The following is a 15,376-nucleotide window of genomic DNA, read 5'->3' as shown; positions in this document are numbered from 1 at the left end:
CTCACCAGAGCAATTCCGTCGCAGTGCCCGTGGGTGCAAAATCGAGATGATCTAGAAATTGATGCAAAGCCGCCGCATCCAGCGGGCCGGCTCCTGTCTCGGCGTGCAGTTCGGCCCGGTGGATGCCGCTCGTTATAAAAAGCGTGTCGAAGCCCTGCGCTTCGCCACCCTTGATGTCGGTATGCGCCGAATCGCCAATGGCCAGCACCCGCGCTGGATCGATCGAACATCCACGCACCTCGGCGGCGAGCGCGATGGCACGCCTATAAATCTCCGCATGCGGCTTGCCCGCCTGGACGACACGGCCGCCCAAGGCCTCATAGCGCTCCGCCAAGGCGCCCGCGCAATAGACGAGCTTGTCGCCCATCTCGACGACGATATCGGGATTGGCGCAGACGAACTCCGCATTACGCGCGCGCAATGTTTGCAATCGCGCGTCGTAATCTTCCGGCGTCTCCCGTTCCGCATGTTCCAGGCCGATGCAGACGGCATAGGTCGCCGCATCGACGTCCACGAAACGCAGCGGATCGCTCAGCGCCGATTGGGCCTCGTCAAAGAGCGACATATCCTCCGGCGGCCCGATATACGCCAGCGGCTGGCCTGCGCGTTCGCGAATGAGCGAGATCGTCACATCGCCAGATGTGACGATGCCGTCATAGGCGTCACGCGGCACATGCAAATTATCGAGGAAAGACTGAACCCGCGCCCGCGCGCGCGGCGCGTTGGTGATGAGAATGACAGAGCCGCCCTTCTCGCGAAAACGCCGCAACGCATCCGTCGCTTTCTCGTATTGGATGATTCCGTTATGAACCACGCCCCAGACATCGCAGAGAACGACGTCATAATTCGCGGCGAGTTCGCGAAGGCCTGTGACAAAACGCGGCGGCGGACTTTCAAAATGCATTGCGAAACGTCTCTCATCCGGTTGCAAATGAAACATCATCGATGGCGCCGCGCACGGAACTCGCGCATTTTCGTCGCGCCGGCCGGCTGCAGCGCCTTGCGATACTCATCGCGCTTGTCATGGATCGAGGCGATCACGAGCCCCATCGGAATACCCATGTCGACCAGCGCGGCCTCTGACAATTGTAAACTCGCTTCGACCGTCTCGGGCACCGCATCGGTAACGCCGAGCTCATAAAGCTCGCGCGCATGACTCGCATCGCGGGCGCGGGCGACAATGGTTAGGTCCTTGTTGAGCTGCCGGGCGGCGGCAACGATGCCTTCCGATCCCTCCACCGCGCCAATTGTCACAATCAGCGCCCGTGCATTGGCGATACCGCAGCGAGCCAGAAACTCGGGCTGCGTGGCATTGCCCCAATAAATGTCGGTGCCCCGCGAGCGGAATTGCTTCACCAGACCCGCGTTGGTCTCAATGGCAAGAAAATCGATCGCATGCGCGCGAAGCATGTCGCCGACCACCTGGCCGACACGGCCATACCCAACGATGATCGCCTTGGCCGACGCGCCCTCTTCCAGCGGCGCCGGCAATTTTTCGAGGTCGGCATCGGCTTCGGGCTTCGGCCTCGGCAGCAGCGCTGCCAAACCGGCCATCGGCGGAATGACGAACATCGACAAAGTGACGGCGACCAGGGCGTCCGCGCCGATCTGCGCGCCAAGGGCCCGGCTCGCCAAAGCGCTCGCAATCACGACCAAAGCGAATTCACCACCGGGCGCCAGCATCAATGCCGTTTCTGAAGCGACCCTTACGCTGAGGCGGAACAGCCGCCCGGCGACATAGACGGCAACCGCCTTAACCGCGATAACACCGGCCGCAAGTCCGAGCGTCCGGACCGGAGCGGAAAAGATCAGCGACAAATCAAGGCTGGCGCCGACCGAGAGAAAAAACAGGCCGAGCAACAGGCCTTGGAACGGCTCTATCGTCACTTCGATCTGACGCCGATATTCCGTCTCGGCGAGAAGCAGACCCGCTATCAGCGCGCCGAGCCCCATCGAAAGCCCGCTCGCCGCCGAAATCACCGCCGTGCCGACGACAACCAGGAGACAGGCGGCGACAAAAAACTCGGGCGAGCCGGCGGCAACCACGAAATGAAACAGCGGCCGCAAGACGAGGCGCCCCGCGAGCGCAACCACGGCGATCCCGATACAAGCGGGAAGCACCGTATAGAGCAGGACCGAATCGAACTTGTCGTGATGCGCGCCAAGGATCGTCACCAGAAACAATAGAGGTGCGACCATCAGATCCTGAAACAGCAGGACGGAGAAAATCGTTCGCCCGGCCGAGGTCCCCAGCCGTTTGCGATCGGCAAGCACCGGCAAGACAATCGCCGTCGATGACATCGCGAGGGCAAGGCCCAGGATTACAGCCGACCCCAGCGAATGATGCAGAGCCAATGCGATGCCGCCGAGCGCCAGTGCGGAAACGAAAACCTGCGCCGCGCCAAATCCGAAGACGAGCCGGCGCAGATGCAACAACCGCTCGAAACTCAGTTCCAGCCCGATCATGAACAAGAGAAAGACGACGCCAAATTCTGCAACCGGCGCGATCTCGTCGAGATTGTCGAACGTCACATGCGAGACCCAGCCCGGCAGCGTACCGCGCGCGACGAGCGCGCCGAGGCCATAGGGGCCTAGACAAAAACCGGCTGCGAGAAAACCGAGGACGGGGCTGATCTTGAGGCGCCGAAAGACCGGCGCGACGATGGCGGCGGTGCCGAGAAACAGCAGAATGCTTTTGTAATGTTCGGGCGACTCTGGCATTGAGTCCTGTTTAATCCTTATGGCTCATGAAACAATGCGACAAACCCAACGACGAGCCCCGGCAGCAAGACGGCTGCCAACCCATAAGTATTCGATGCAAAGGCCGACAGTGCGCAGCCGAGTGCGAAGCAAATAAGGCGCGCACTGATCCCTTTGACTTTGACAGGCGGCGCTTCGGACGAGGGCGGATTCGCTTTACGCCATAAAGCGACAAAAAGTCTGGCGGTATTGGTCGTCATCACGGCAGATGTCGGCCCAAGGCCAGGCTCGACATGATGGGCGGCATTCTGCATCGCCATCGCCAGCACGAGCAGCATGGCGAACCCGGCACTATAGGCCGCAGAATGCGGCAAGAGCTCGATGATGCTGACACCAACAAGAAGCGATGATTCAATGGCAAGAACCGTCCGGATTTTTTGCCGCGATCGATCGTAGACGAACGTCGCCAAGGGCACGCCGAGGAAAAACACCGGCAGCGCGATGAGTTTCAGCCAGTCGACGCCTTTGACGCCATGCACAAGCGAGATGGCGAAAACGACAAAATTGCCGGTGATATGGGCCGAAAAAAGCTCGGAGACGCGCAGGAATGTCGCGGTGTCGATATAGCCGGCGACGAAGGCGAGCAGAACGCCGCTGAATGGGGCAATCGGGATTCGCATAGGCGCTGCACTCCGGGTCAGAATGCGGGATGGCCTGTCGGGCCAGACGCGTCAAGGTTACTGAGGGGATGCCCTTCCTTTTCCAGACGTTAGCCGCCATCTTTGCGAAATGACGAAACTCGCCACCAATGCGCCCGAGTTCACCGTCGGCGAATTCGCCGGCGCTTTGAAGCGCACGATTGAAGAAAATTTCGGCTTCGTCCGGCTCCGCGGCGAAATCTCGAATTATCGCGGTCCTCATTCCTCCGGCCACGCCTATTTCTGCCTGAAAGACGAGAACGCACGAATCGATGCCGTCATCTGGAAAGGCACGATGGCGCGGCTGAAAGTAAAGCCCGAGGAAGGGCTCGAAGTCATCGCCACCGGCAAAGTGACGACCTACCCCGGCAAATCGGCCTATCAGATCGTCATCGACAATATCGAACCGGCCGGCCTCGGCGCGCTGATGGCATTGCTTGAAGAGCGGCGCCGCAAGTTCGTCGCCGAAGGTCTGTTCGATGCCGCCCGCAAGCAACTCATCCCGTTTCTGCCGGCGACGATCGGCGTCGTCACGTCGCCAACCGGCGCAGTGATCCGCGATATCCTGCATCGTATCGCCGACCGCTTCCCACGCCACGTTCTTGTCTGGCCGGTGCGCGTTCAAGGTGAAACCTGTGCGGCCGAGGTCGCAGCGGCCATCGAGGGCTTGAATTCGCTCCCCGAAAGCATCGCGCCACGGCCAGATATCATCATTGTCGCACGTGGCGGGGGCTCGCTGGAAGATCTGTGGGGTTTCAACGATGAACTCGTCGTGCGTGCCGCGGCGGCCAGCCTCATTCCGCTCATCTCTGCGATCGGTCACGAAACGGATTGGCCGCTGCTCGATCACGTCGCTGATCTGCGCGCGCCGACCCCAACCGGTGCCGCGGAAAAGGCCGTGCCAGTGCGCGGCGAACTTCTCGCCGGGCTCGCCGATCTGAGCCGCAGGCATGAGGGCGGCGCGCTACGTCACCTCGCGCAGCAGCGCGCTAATTGGCGATCGCTCGCGCGCGCGCTGCCGCGTGGCGACGCCATTCTTGCGCTACCGCGCCAGCGTTACGATCAGGCCGGTGCGCGGCTCGCCAGTGTCATGGGTGGTGCCTTCGACCGCCGCCATATCGCGCTCGCGCGCCTGGCGCATCGCCTGGCAAGCCAGTCGCCGCAAGCAAGATTGAGCCGCGCGTCGCAAAAGCTAGAGAGCCTGGAACAAAGGCTGCGTCGCGCCACGATGTTGACAACACAAGCACGGCGCGAGCGGCTTGCAACTCTGCGCGTGCGGCTCGGCACCGCGTTAGCTGGACGCACCCGGTTAGAAGCACAGAAGACAAATGCGGGACGTGCGCGCCTTGATGGCCTGAATTTGCGCCTGCAACGTGCCGTCGCGACCTTGCTTGAACGGCGCGGCCAAAGGCTTGCGGCGCAAAGCCAGCTTCTCGGCTCGCTCGGCTATCGGCAGGTTCTGGCACGCGGCTTCGCACTGGTGCGCGACGGCAGCGGCCAGCCGTTGCATCGCGCTGCGGATATCACCGCCGGGGCAAGACTTGATCTGGAATTCGCAGATGGACACCGAACGGCAACAGCGGGCGACACGCCAGCAAAGGCAGTGCCCGACAAACCTGCGCGCGCGCGGCCAAAGACAGCACAGGGCTCGCTGTTTTGACCTTGCTCGCCCTCTTTGCCGACATTCACGGTAATCGCGAGGCGCTTGACGCGTGTCTGGCCGACGCACAGCGGCGCGGCGTGGAAAGGCTGATCTTTCTCGGGGATCTAATCGGTTATGGCGCGGATCCTGCCTATGTCGTCGATCTCGTCGCCGGAAAGCTCCGAGACGGCGCCATGGCTATCCTGGGCAATCACGACGCCGCGCTGATCGCCGGCTGCGACAGCATGAACAGCGCCGCGCGCGCCTCGATCGAATGGACACGACGGCGGCTCGACAAAAACCGGCAGGATTTCCTTGCAGGTCTGCCTCTCACCGCCGAACGCGGCGATCTCCTCTTTGTCCATGCCGATGCCGCCGAGCCGCGACGCTGGACGTATGTGACAAGTTCCCTCGAGGCGCAGCGCTCGTTGCGCGCCACGTCGAAGCGCGTGATCTTCTGCGGCCACGTCCACCGCCCGCAACTCTACGCGGCCGCGACCTTCAGGCTGCCAAAAGCCAGGAGGCCGGCGACCGGCATCCCGATTTCCATCGCCGGATCAGGCAAATGGCTGGCAGTGCTCGGCTCCGTCGGCCAGCCGCGCGACGAAAATCCTGCCGCGGCCTATGCAATTTATGACGATACGGCCGGACAGCTCACTTTCCTGCGGGTCGCCTACGACATTTCTACCGCCGCTGAGAAAATCCGCGCCGCTGGCTTGCCCGACATTCTCGCGGCCCGGCTTTTCGTCGGGCGATAAACAAAATCCGGCCCCCGGCGGCGCCGGTGGAAATTCCCCCATAGCTGCGCTATCTTTAGCGGAGCCCTCTATCAGCAACGTCCGAGAATGAACCGCTACGAACGTCCCCCTTTAGCCGCCGGCGAGGCCGAAATCGAATATCTCGACGGCGATATTCGCGTTTTGCGGCCGGGCGCATTCGTCCGGTGCGCTGCCACCGGCGTCCCGATTCCGCTCGAAGAATTGCGCTATTGGAATGTCGATCTGCAGGAGCCTTACGCGAGCTATCACGCCAAATTGCAGCGTATGGGCATGAAACTCGCGAAGTGATCTCGCGCGATAGTTAAACTGCGATCAGTTCATCGGCGTTTGCCGGCTTTCGATCGAGAGTTGGGCGATGTGCGGCTCGATCGCACTCATGATGCGGTCGCAGGCGCCGCCCAGGCTCTTCACTGTCTCGCTCGCAGCGCGCCCCATCAGTCTCAACCGGCCGGCATCGGCAAGAAGGATTGCGACGACGCGCGCGATCGTGTCGGCATCCGCAACGGGCACCGCACCGCGTGCATCGTCGAGCGCGCGATAAATCGGCTCGAAATTGGCAACGTTCAGTCCATGCAGGATGGCGCAGCCGAGCTTGGCGGCTTCAATGGGATTCTGACCGCCGCCGCGGGATGGCAAGAGCGACTTGCCTAAAAGTGCGATGCCGGTCAGGCGATAAAACAATCCAAGCTCGCCATTCGTGTCGGCGACGTAGACATCTGGCAAAGCGTTTTCATCGACTTCGAATTCGGATGATCGCTGCGCGACAGTGAAGCCACGCGCGGCGGCGAGGCCGACAACCTCCGTGCCGCGCCGCGCATGACGCGGAATGATGATGGTCAACAGGCCGGGGATCGTCTGCGCCATCGCCTGATGCGCAGCGAGCACGATCTCCTCCTCGCCGCGATGGGTGGAGGCTGCGACCCAAACCGGGCGCGAACCAATGCGCACGGCGAGCGCCGCAAGGCTCTGCCGGTCGGCGGGCGGGGCATTGACATCGTATTTGAGATTTCCCGCGACTTTGACATGCCGCGCCCCGAGGAGTGCAAAACGCTCTGCGTCGGCTTCGCTTTGCGCCAGGCATAAATCGACATTTGCGAGCACGGTTGCAATGAAGCGTGGAAACCATCGCCAGCGCTGAAACGCGCTTTGCGAAATTCGCGCATTGATCAGCAGCAGAGGGATTTTACGGCGCCGGGTTGCCAGAAAGAGATTCGGCCAGATCTCCGAGTCGGCGATGAGCGCGAGATCGGGACGCCAATAATCCAGAAATCGCGCGAGAAATTGGGGTACGTCGAGCGGCAGAAATTGATGTAACGCGCCAGCCGGCAGGCGCGGCACGATAAGAGCTGCGGCAGAACTCGTGCCGGTCGAGACCAGAATCGTAAACCCGCGTGCGGCGAGCCGTTCGACCAACGGCAGCAACGCAAGGCTTTCGCCGACGCTTGCGCCATGCAGCCAAGCCAGAGGGCCTGGCGGCCGCGGCTCGCTCGGACGCCCCAGCCGTTCCCCATCGCGATCGTAATCGTCCCGCCGCAATTTTCGCCGGCAATAAAGCACCAGCGGGCTCAGCGGCGCGAAGGCGGCGCTGGCGGCCTGATAAATGGGCAAAATGGGAAGGGTTTTGATCAAGACGCAAACGACTGCCAAGATGAACCAAGCGGCGACGCCAGCGGCCCCTAATGAACAGGCAGAGCGCGCCGCAATCAAGCGCCCGGAGGCAAACCATGTATCTTTGACAGACGTTTGCGGCCAGAGCTTGCGGAGGTGCGAAATTGTTCGCGAAAAAAGCGGTTTCTCCCGCTTTAAGAGCTGTGAGGCTTCAGCTCAACTTTTCGGCGGCTCCGTTGGCTCAAGGAGGCGATGCAAATGCGCCACGAAATAGCGCATGTGAGCATTGTCGACGGTCGCCTGCGCACGCGCCTTCCAGGCTTTGTAGGCCGACTGATAATCGGGAAACACGCCAACGATATCGATCGCGTCGAGATCGCGAAATTCGGTGCCCTCCAGATCGACAAGTTCGCCGCCGAAAACGAGATGAAGAAGCTGTTTGTGATCGTTTGCCGCCATGAAATGCCCGTCGATTTGCGTGACTTTGACGCCATGCTCTAGCAAAAAACAGGCAAGGACTAAAGCTTACGACGTGGCGGCAAGGCCGGCCGCGGCCCTAAAGTGCGTTAGCAGGGCGTCTGGCCCGGCCACCAATTCGCCATGCAACGTATGGACCCGGTTATAGAGTGGCTGGCGGCCGCGCAAATTGATCAATTGGCCACCCGCCTCGGTGAGGATCAGATCGCAGGCCGCAATGTCCCAATCCTGCGCATTGGCGGAAATGAGCGCGACATCCAACACGCCTGCGGCAACCCTTGAGATGCGCACCGCCAGCGAAGGAATTCGCGGCAAAAGTTCAAAATCAAGACCCGCATTCCGCAATCGCTGTGCAAAGCCCAAAGGCCCGGCAACCCGCGTCGCAGCGTCGAATTGCGCATGACGCGAGACGGCGATGGCCTGCCCGTTGAGCCTTGCGCCGGAATCCTTGACGGCGACATAGGTTTCGTTGAGCGCCGGCGCATGGACAACGCCGATGACCGGCCGCTGCCGATGGACGAGCGCGACCGAAACGGCCCAAACGGGATCGCCGGCGGCGAAACTCCGCGTTCCATCGATTGGATCGACGACCAGAACGAAATCGTGGTCCAGACGTCCCGGCAGATCGGCGGATTCTTCGGAGAGCCAGCCGGCTTCGGGTATGAGCTGACGCAGACTCTCCTCAAGCAGGAGGTTCGCAGCAAGATCGGCTTCGGTGACCGGCGAGCCATCCGCTTTCTTGTGTATACCGGCGACGGTTTTCTCGCCTGGCCGGAAGTAGGCGCGCGCAATTTCGCCGGCGGCGCGCGCGGCCTCAATGACCCCCGCGACCAGTGAATGATCGTGCGACAGACTTTCCATATCCAAGGCTTGCGACCGGGGCATATCCGACGCCTCACGTTTGTCGCTGCTGACCTGTCTGTCCAATGTCGGCATGTTCATGCCCAACCCCTTATCCGGGTTGAACGCGCGCCGGGCGCCAAACGCAGCCACGCATCCGATTAATTTTTGCGATGCCGCAATCTTCGTGTGAAAGGCAGCAAAATTCAGGCCGATCACGCGCGGATTGAAGCAACCCGTGATCCCAGAATAGGCCGGAGGTGAGATTTTCATTAAAATTGCTGCTTTTCCGCCAACGGTCGGACAAGCATAAAATCATAAATCTCCATGAAAATCAGAGATTTACTCTCTATTTCAGGAAGCTTCCGGCAAACTTTTCCCAAAGCCGCAGTGGGGACGGTAATTTGGAGAAGACTCAATGCCGAAGCTCGATCGCAATCCCGAAGCCTGCGCCTATCATGAGCCTGATCAGCGCGCCGATGGTGGAACGCGGACCATTCGTCTGAGCGCGCGCGGCATTCGCATCGATCGCGCGCTGGGCGGCGTCAAAATGCGCCTTGCCGTGCCGATCGAAGCCTATCGCGGTGTCGTCCTCACGCGTGAGGACAAGCTTCAGCGCCGGTTTTACCGCCTGACCCTTGATCATTCCGACGCCGATCTCTCAATCACGCTATCTCGTGCGACCGATATCGCAGCTCTGATCGGACCCTGGAGCGATTGGGCGCGGTTTTTCGCCAAACCGGCATTGCTCGACGCCAAGATCGGCACCGACCCGGAAATACGTCTGCGCCGGCCGATGCGCCGCCGCTCACGTGTGCGTGGCCGCGCCACGCGCCCGACCGCGCTGAAGGTCTTCACGACGGAAGTTGAGCTCTTCTCGCGCGAATAGACGCTCAGATCTGCTTATAACCGCGGTGCATGTAAAGCAGCGCCTCGGTCTTCGGCGCGACGTCGATGGCTTCGACGCGCCCAATCAGGATCAGGTGCGTCGACATTTCCTTGGCCTCGATCAACCGGCAGTCGAAAGCCACGAGCGCTGTCGTCAGCACAGGCGCGCCGGTGACAAGCTTGCCCCAGGAGGCGGCGGCAAAACGTTCCTCGAGCGCGTGCTCCGTGCGCCCAGCGAAAATGTCGGACAATTCCTGATGCGCGCTCGCCAGCGTATTGATGCAGAAAACCCCATTTTGGATCAGGAGCGGCGCGGCCCGCGATGTTTTGTTGAGACAAAATAGCATCGTCGGCGGTTCGGCCGTCACTGAGGTCACGGCGTTGGCGGTAATGCCTGCCGAGCCGGCGTGGCCTCCGGTGGTCACGATATGAACAGCCGAGCCCACGCGGCTCATGGCCTCCCGGAAGCGTTCCGGGGCGACCGAAAGATCATCGCTCATCACTGCATTCATAAAAACGCTTTCCCTGCATCAAAAGCCTCCCCCGGATATCGCAGACCGGGACGCCAGCGTGAAATAGATAGTAGGATCAGACCGACAAACAAAGCCTTGGGTGGACAGCGGCGGTGCGGCCCCATTTTCTTCTTTTGACGCTCTTTTCAATTCTCTTGGCGCTCGCCAGTCCGGCGCGGGCTGAGATCAAGATCGCCCTCGCGGCGCCCTTGAGCGGCCCGGATGCGGTCTTCGGCACGCAATTGCGCAATGGCGCCGAACAGGCGGCTACGGACATTAACGCCAAGGGCGGCGTTTTGGGCCAGAAATTCATCATCGTCCCGTTCGATGATCGCGGCGATCTCAAGCAGGGAATAGCCATCGCCAATCGCCTCGTGGACGAGAAGATTTTTTTCGTCATTGGGCATTTTTATTCGAGCATCACGCTCGCGGCGTCGGAGATCTACGCCAACCATTCCATTCTCGAAATCACGCCTTCGGCGACAAATCCTCAGATCACTGAACGCGGCCTTGATCTCATCTTCCGGACCTGTGGCCGTGACGATCAACAAAGCGCGGTCGCCGCGAAATATCTCGCCGCGCAGACGGGCAAAAAGATCGCGATCCTGTTCGACAACACAGCCTATGGCAAAGAACTCGCGGACGATGTTCGGCAGCGGCTTGCCAAAGCCGGCATTCAGGATGTGCTTTACGCGGGCATCGACAAAGGCAGCAAGGATTACGGACGGCTTGTCGGACGGATCAAGGCAGCGGCAGCCGATCTGGTTTATTGGGGTGGCGGCGATGCGGACGCCGGTCTTCTCCTGAAGAAGATGCGCGCAGAGAGCATAACCGCGCAGCTTTTAGGCACCGATTCCCTGGCGTCGGACGAATTTGCGAGAGCCGGAGAGGCTGCGGTCGAGGGTGCGCTGATGACCTTCCCCGCCGATCCACGCAGGCGCCTACAGGCTGCGGGCGTGGTGAGAGAATTTCGCGCGCGCGATATCGATCCCGAGGTTTTCACCCTCAATGCCTACGCCGCCGTCGAAGTGTTGGCGCAGGCGGCAAAAGCCGCGGGCACATTCGACCCCGTGACAATCGCCAAGACGATCCATTCCGGTCGGCCGTTTCCAACCGTTCTCGGCACGCTCACCTATGACGCGAAGGGAGATGTCACCACGCCGGATTATGCTGTCTATGTATGGCGCCGCGGCTACGAGGATCAGCTCGAATATGGCGAACTTGCGACCCAATAATCAGCCGATTTTGGCGAGACCGGGAAAAGCCTGAATCAGCCAGAAGGATAGGTTCTGCATTGTGCCGGTGAGGAAGGCGACGCCGGTTGCAATCAGCAGCACGCCGACGACGCGCTCAACGCTGCCGAAATGTGCCTTGAACCTTTTCAAAAAGCCCAGGAACGGCCCGAGCGCCGCGGCGGCGAGCAAAAACGGAACGCCAAGCCCGAGCGAATAGATCGCCAACAGACCGGCGCCGCGCGCGGCCGTCGCTTCCGACGCCGCGATCGCCAGAATGGCGGCGAGAATCGGCCCGATGCACGGCGTCCAGCCAAACGCGAACGCGAGCCCCATGACATAAGCGCCCCAGAGACCGAGCGGCTTTTGAACCTCGAGGCGTTTTTCCCGATAGAGCAGATTCAGACGGAAAACGCCGAGGAAATGCAGGCCCATCGCGATGATCGCGAAACCGGCGAGAAGCGACAGGGTCGCGATATGAGCGCGTAACGCCTGGCCGAAAAATGAGGCTGTCGCGCCAAGCGCCACGAAGACCGTCGAGAAACCGGCAACGAACAGGACCGCCGCAAGGAAAATGTCGCGCCGGGCGCGTCCGACTTTTTCAGTCGCCACGTCCTCGATGGTCGTACCGGCGATAAAGGTCAGATAGGGAGGAACGAGTGGTAGAACGCAGGGGCTGAGAAAGGACAAGAGTCCGGCCGCTGCGGCTGCGGAAAGCGTGACGTTTGTTGCCATTGGGCGTTCCTAGCGCCAAAGCCATGCGTAAGAAAGCAGTCTTTATCAACCCTCTCCGAGGCTATAAGGCGAGTTGGGGGAATGCCTTTGGCGTCCGGCCCTGCCCGCAACACATTCACAAGAAAAATTGATTACAAAGCAGCAGCTCAAATGATCACGCCGCACCCTCATCCACCCCGTGCCTATTACTTCGCCGAAGCCCCGGCCATGCCAGCCGCTGAGCCCCCGGCATGAGGGTTCTTGCCGCGTTTTTCTTCAATGTTCTCTGTAATTTTGCGATTGGCCTTCTGGTCGCGAGGTTCCTCGGGCCTGCCGAATATGGCCGTTTCGCATTGGCCTTCGCCGTCGCCGTTGCAGTGCAGAGCGCGTTTTTCGATTGTCTGAAACTCGGCGCGACACGTTTCTATTCCGAACGCGTGCGCACCGAAAACCCGACCCTGCGCGCGACGCTCGATGTCAGCTTCATCACCATTGCCCTGTCGATCGGCGTGGCGTCGAGCGTGATGTTTCTCTCCGGCGCACATTTCAAGCTTTCGAACGGACTGATCGCACTGGCGCTGGTCACAGCGGTCTCGAACGGCGTTTTCGATTACAACACCGCTCTTGTGCGTGCACGATTCCACGACCAGCTCTATACCCGGCTTGTCCTGGTGAAGAATGCTTTGGCCTTGTTACTGACAGGCGGCGGGGCTTTTATCTTTCACTCCGCCACCATGGCGCTCGCCGGGAGCATCCTCAGCATGTCCGGCGCCGTTATTACCGCGCGCGCAGCGCTGCGCGATCACGGCACGACGCGCCAGCATGCGAGTCTTGCGACTGCCAAATTGATCTTTTCTTATTCGCTGCCGATCGTCTGCGCGAACGTCCTCTATCTATCGATCCCCTTGGCCAATCGAGCCATCGTCGCGACGCTCTATGGTTTCTCGGAGACGGGACAGTTTTCGCTCGCCTTCGACCTTGGCAGCAAGGCGATTCAGGCGATCGGCTCAACGCTCGACGTGGTTTTGTTTCAGATTGCCGTCGCGCTGCACGAGCAACACGGGCCAAGCAAGGCGAGGACCCAGGTGGCGCGCAACATGGCGATCGTCATCGCCGTCGTCCTGCCGGCCTGCACCGGCATCTGGCTGACGTTGCCGTCCGTCGAAAATGTCGTCGTCCCGGTCGCCTATCGCGGGCCATTCGGGCAATTGCTGACGCTGATGATGGCCGGCCTCTTCAGTTCGGCGATCGTGCAGTTCGGCATCAACCCGATCTTCCAGATTGCCAAACGTACCGCGCCGCTGATCGCCGCAGCAGTGATCGCCTGCCTCGTCGATGCTTTGCTGATCGTCGTCCTGCCGAAGAACTCGGATGCGTCGAGCCTCGCCATCGCTCAGACTGGCGCCTACATCGCTGGTCTAATCGCGCTTGTCGTTATGGCGAGTTTTACCAAGCCGCAATGGCCGCGCCCGCGCGACCTTGCCCTCGCTGCGCTCGCAACGGCTGCCATGGCTGCCGCGCTCTTGCCGCTGCGCGAGCGCCATCCTGGATTATTGACGCTCGTCGAGCAGGTCACCGCTGGGACCCTGATCTACTGTTTCTTCGTCTATGTATTCGACATCGCAAATCTGCGCGAGGTCGCCGTCGCCCGGTTAAGGCCGATCCTCGCGCGGCTACAAGCATCTTCCTGATGCCGCCTTTTACCGCCGTCCGCCGCGACGCGCCGGGCCTCGACGCAGCGTTTTCCTGACGATCGCTTTCTTCGCCGAACGCTTGGCCGTTTTGCGCGCCAGCTTCTTGACCACGCCCTTGCGAGCCGCCTTTTTCACTGCCTTCTTGGACGCGTGTTTTTTCGCTGCCGTTTTGCGTGGTGCCTTTTTGGCGACCGTGTGCTTTTTGGCAGCCTGTTTACGCGCCGATTTTTTGACCGCCTTCTTCAGTCCGGCCTTCTTCGCCGCGACCTTCTTGACCGTCGCCTTTTTCACGACGCGTTTTTTCGCAACGGCTTTGCGCGTCGTTTTTTTCGCGGCAGATTTCTTCGCCATGGATTTCTTGGCCGCTGATTTCTTGGGCGTGGATTTCTTGGCCGCTGATTTACGTGCGGGCCGTGCAACCGGGGCCGGAACCGCCGGTTCTTCAGCCTTCGGTTTCGGCGCGGCGCGGGGCCGCGGCTTCGGCGGTTCGACCGCGACAGGCCCGGCATGAACTTCGTGCGCGGGCTCCGCGATTGGCGCGGGCTTTGGCTTTGGCGTGCGGGGTTTACGAGGCCGTTTCGGCGGCGCTTCGCTCGCCAGCGCTCCGACTTCGGGTTCTATGCCCGCATCGAGCAAAAATTCGAGGACGGCATCGTTGAACGCCTCGGCGGCTTCGACCGGCGACAGATGCGCCGCTTCCAGAGTCACAGTCTTCGCCCCGGGAATAGCGCCCGCAACCAAAGCGCCGACGCCTGGCGGCGTCACCGAATCATGCTTGCCAACGACCACAAGAACTGGATGGCGAACCTCGGCGAGCCCAGAGCGGAAATCGGCATCCCGCACAGCCACGGCGCCGCCCGCATAACCCTCGGAGCTCATCGCCGCCAGCGTCTGTTCAAAACGTTCGATCACTTCGGGATGCTGCTCGCGATATTGCCGGGTGAACCAATTCTCGACGAGACCCGGCGCGAGGGCTTCGACGCCATTTGCCGCCACCGTGCGGATGCGCTCGTTCCAGATATCCGCGCTGCCGATCTGCGCTGCGACATTGGCGAGAACAGCACGTTCGATCCGCTCCGGCGCATGACGCAGCAGCCACAGCCCGATAAGGCCGCCCGCCGATAGACCGACAAAATGCGCCTTATCGATCTTCAACGCATCGAGGACCGCGAGGGCGTCCTTGCCGAGCTGATCGATCGAATAGGGCCCCTCGCTGACGCGACTGCCGCCATGGCCCCGCGCATCGAAGCGGACAAGCCGGAAGTGCGGTGTCAGGGCCGCGACTTGCCGATCGAAAACATGAAGATTGGTCCCCAGCGAATGCACCAGCAAGATCGCCGGGGCGTCCGCGTCGCCCTCGACAATGATATTGAAGGCATCGCCGTCGATGATGGTTTCTGTCATTGCCGCTTTCTCCCGCTCGCGCCGCGTCAGGCCCGATGATCAACGGCGCAAACGTAAACTAGCTTGCTCGTGAAACGCCGCAAGGGACTGCGACGTAGATAATCACCGCGTTGATGCGAAAGTTGTCCGCGTCTGCGTCCGTCGAGAACACAGCAATCGCGCGGCGCGGTGGCATTATGATAAATATA

At 61.1% G+C, this 15,376-nt stretch carries 15 protein-coding genes; 6 read left to right on the top strand and 9 right to left on the bottom strand.

Annotated elements, in window-relative coordinates; all coding sequences use genetic code 11:
* Nucleotide 1: 1 nt before the first annotated feature.
* From WDN02_RS09560 to WDN02_RS09550, 3 genes are read right to left on the bottom strand one after another with little or no spacing between them, the layout of a single operon-like run.
* On the bottom strand, nt 2–904 hold the full coding sequence (locus WDN02_RS09560) for a TIGR01459 family HAD-type hydrolase (protein ID WP_337293270.1): 903 nt from the start codon (nt 902–904) through the stop codon (nt 2–4).
* A gap of 35 nt (nt 905–939) precedes the next feature.
* Nucleotides 940–2,721 carry a cation:proton antiporter gene (locus tag WDN02_RS09555; RefSeq protein ID WP_337293269.1) on the bottom strand — a complete coding sequence of 594 codons (1,782 nt, stop codon included), beginning with the start codon at nt 2,719–2,721 and terminating at the stop codon, nt 940–942.
* A gap of 17 nt (nt 2,722–2,738) precedes the next feature.
* On the bottom strand, nt 2,739–3,380 hold the full coding sequence (locus tag WDN02_RS09550; protein WP_337293268.1) for a YoaK family protein: 642 nt from the start codon (nt 3,378–3,380) through the stop codon (nt 2,739–2,741).
* A 109-nt stretch (nt 3,381–3,489) separates the two neighbouring features.
* Here WDN02_RS09550 and xseA point away from each other — a divergent pair, with 109 nt between their 5' ends.
* From xseA to WDN02_RS09535, 3 genes are all read left to right on the top strand, one after another.
* Nucleotides 3,490–5,058, top strand: coding sequence for an exodeoxyribonuclease VII large subunit (gene xseA / locus WDN02_RS09545; RefSeq protein WP_337293267.1), 1,569 nt, complete (start codon nt 3,490–3,492; stop codon nt 5,056–5,058).
* Nucleotides 5,055–5,798: a metallophosphoesterase family protein gene (locus WDN02_RS09540; protein WP_337293266.1), complete on the top strand. Its 744-nt coding sequence runs from the start codon at nt 5,055–5,057 to the stop codon at nt 5,796–5,798. Before xseA ends, WDN02_RS09540 begins: the two co-directional genes overlap by 4 nt.
* Nucleotides 5,799–5,885: 87 nt before the next feature.
* Nucleotides 5,886–6,107 carry a DUF2093 domain-containing protein gene (locus tag WDN02_RS09535; RefSeq protein ID WP_337293265.1) on the top strand — a complete coding sequence of 74 codons (222 nt, stop codon included), beginning with the start codon at nt 5,886–5,888 and terminating at the stop codon, nt 6,105–6,107.
* A 24-nt stretch (nt 6,108–6,131) separates the two neighbouring features.
* Here the strand turns inward: WDN02_RS09535 and WDN02_RS09530 are convergent, their stop codons facing one another.
* The 3 genes from WDN02_RS09530 to WDN02_RS09520 all read right to left on the bottom strand — a co-directional run bounded on the left by WDN02_RS09530 (nt 6,132) and on the right by WDN02_RS09520 (nt 9,017).
* Nucleotides 6,132–7,448: a 3-deoxy-D-manno-octulosonic acid transferase gene (locus WDN02_RS09530; protein ID WP_337293264.1), complete on the bottom strand. Its 1,317-nt coding sequence runs from the start codon at nt 7,446–7,448 to the stop codon at nt 6,132–6,134.
* 195 nt (nt 7,449–7,643) lie between these two features.
* Nucleotides 7,644–7,886: a DUF4170 domain-containing protein gene (locus tag WDN02_RS09525; protein ID WP_337293263.1), complete on the bottom strand. Its 243-nt coding sequence runs from the start codon at nt 7,884–7,886 to the stop codon at nt 7,644–7,646.
* Between the two features lie 66 nt (nt 7,887–7,952).
* Nucleotides 7,953–9,017 carry a 3'(2'),5'-bisphosphate nucleotidase CysQ gene (locus tag WDN02_RS09520; RefSeq protein WP_337293262.1) on the bottom strand — a complete coding sequence of 355 codons (1,065 nt, stop codon included), beginning with the start codon at nt 9,015–9,017 and terminating at the stop codon, nt 7,953–7,955.
* A gap of 145 nt (nt 9,018–9,162) precedes the next feature.
* Between WDN02_RS09520 and WDN02_RS09515 the strand changes: the two genes are divergently transcribed.
* On the top strand, nt 9,163–9,633 hold the full coding sequence (locus WDN02_RS09515) for a DUF6101 family protein (protein ID WP_337293261.1): 471 nt from the start codon (nt 9,163–9,165) through the stop codon (nt 9,631–9,633).
* Between the two features lie 4 nt (nt 9,634–9,637).
* Here WDN02_RS09515 and WDN02_RS09510 read toward each other — a convergent pair whose 3' ends face one another.
* On the bottom strand, nt 9,638–10,132 hold the full coding sequence (locus WDN02_RS09510) for a flavin reductase (protein ID WP_337293260.1): 495 nt from the start codon (nt 10,130–10,132) through the stop codon (nt 9,638–9,640).
* A 125-nt stretch (nt 10,133–10,257) separates the two neighbouring features.
* Here WDN02_RS09510 and WDN02_RS09505 point away from each other — a divergent pair, with 125 nt between their 5' ends.
* Complete coding sequence (locus WDN02_RS09505; protein WP_337293259.1) at nt 10,258–11,379, top strand: branched-chain amino acid ABC transporter substrate-binding protein; 1,122 nt, start codon at nt 10,258–10,260, stop codon at nt 11,377–11,379.
* Here the strand turns inward: WDN02_RS09505 and WDN02_RS09500 are convergent, their stop codons facing one another.
* The gene (locus tag WDN02_RS09500; RefSeq protein ID WP_337293258.1) at nt 11,380–12,111 is read right to left on the bottom strand and encodes a cytochrome c biogenesis protein CcdA; all 732 of its coding nucleotides are present in this window, start codon (nt 12,109–12,111) and stop codon (nt 11,380–11,382) included. It abuts the gene before it with no gap.
* Nucleotides 12,112–12,341: 230 nt separating this feature from the next.
* Here WDN02_RS09500 and WDN02_RS09495 point away from each other — a divergent pair, with 230 nt between their 5' ends.
* Nucleotides 12,342–13,781, top strand: a complete 1,440-nt coding sequence (locus WDN02_RS09495; RefSeq protein WP_337293257.1) for an oligosaccharide flippase family protein — start codon at nt 12,342–12,344, stop codon at nt 13,779–13,781.
* 9 nt (nt 13,782–13,790) lie between these two features.
* On the opposite strand, the gene pcaD is transcribed toward WDN02_RS09495, so the two are convergent.
* Nucleotides 13,791–15,188: a 3-oxoadipate enol-lactonase gene (gene pcaD / locus WDN02_RS09490; RefSeq protein WP_337293256.1), complete on the bottom strand. Its 1,398-nt coding sequence runs from the start codon at nt 15,186–15,188 to the stop codon at nt 13,791–13,793.
* Nucleotides 15,189–15,376: the final 188 nt, after the last annotated feature.

Source organism: Methylovirgula sp., assembly GCF_037200945.1.
Taxonomy (GTDB): Bacteria; Pseudomonadota; Alphaproteobacteria; order Rhizobiales; family Beijerinckiaceae; genus Methylovirgula.
The sequence above is the reverse complement of the archived record's forward strand: the minus strand, read 5'-3'. Positions and strand labels throughout refer to the sequence as shown.

Bases quoted from the DNA above. Each gene is read 5' to 3' on its own strand.
- WDN02_RS09560 (WP_337293270.1), bottom strand. From the start codon at position 904: ATGCATTTTGAAAGTCCGCCGCCGCGTTTTGTCACAGGCCTTCGCGAA.
- WDN02_RS09555 (WP_337293269.1), bottom strand. From the start codon at position 2,721: ATGCCAGAGTCGCCCGAACATTACAAAAGCATTCTGCTGTTTCTCGGC.
- WDN02_RS09550 (WP_337293268.1), bottom strand. From the start codon at position 3,380: ATGCGAATCCCGATTGCCCCATTCAGCGGCGTTCTGCTCGCCTTCGTC.
- xseA (WP_337293267.1), top strand. From the start codon at position 3,490: ATGACGAAACTCGCCACCAATGCGCCCGAGTTCACCGTCGGCGAATTC.
- WDN02_RS09535 (WP_337293265.1), top strand. From the start codon at position 5,886: ATGAACCGCTACGAACGTCCCCCTTTAGCCGCCGGCGAGGCCGAAATC.
- WDN02_RS09525 (WP_337293263.1), bottom strand. From the start codon at position 7,886: ATGGCGGCAAACGATCACAAACAGCTTCTTCATCTCGTTTTCGGCGGC.
- WDN02_RS09520 (WP_337293262.1), bottom strand. From the start codon at position 9,017: ATGAAAATCTCACCTCCGGCCTATTCTGGGATCACGGGTTGCTTCAAT.
- WDN02_RS09515 (WP_337293261.1), top strand. From the start codon at position 9,163: ATGCCGAAGCTCGATCGCAATCCCGAAGCCTGCGCCTATCATGAGCCT.
- WDN02_RS09510 (WP_337293260.1), bottom strand. From the start codon at position 10,132: ATGAGCGATGATCTTTCGGTCGCCCCGGAACGCTTCCGGGAGGCCATG.
- WDN02_RS09500 (WP_337293258.1), bottom strand. From the start codon at position 12,111: ATGGCAACAAACGTCACGCTTTCCGCAGCCGCAGCGGCCGGACTCTTG.
- WDN02_RS09495 (WP_337293257.1), top strand. From the start codon at position 12,342: ATGAGGGTTCTTGCCGCGTTTTTCTTCAATGTTCTCTGTAATTTTGCG.
- pcaD (WP_337293256.1), bottom strand. From the start codon at position 15,188: ATGACAGAAACCATCATCGACGGCGATGCCTTCAATATCATTGTCGAG.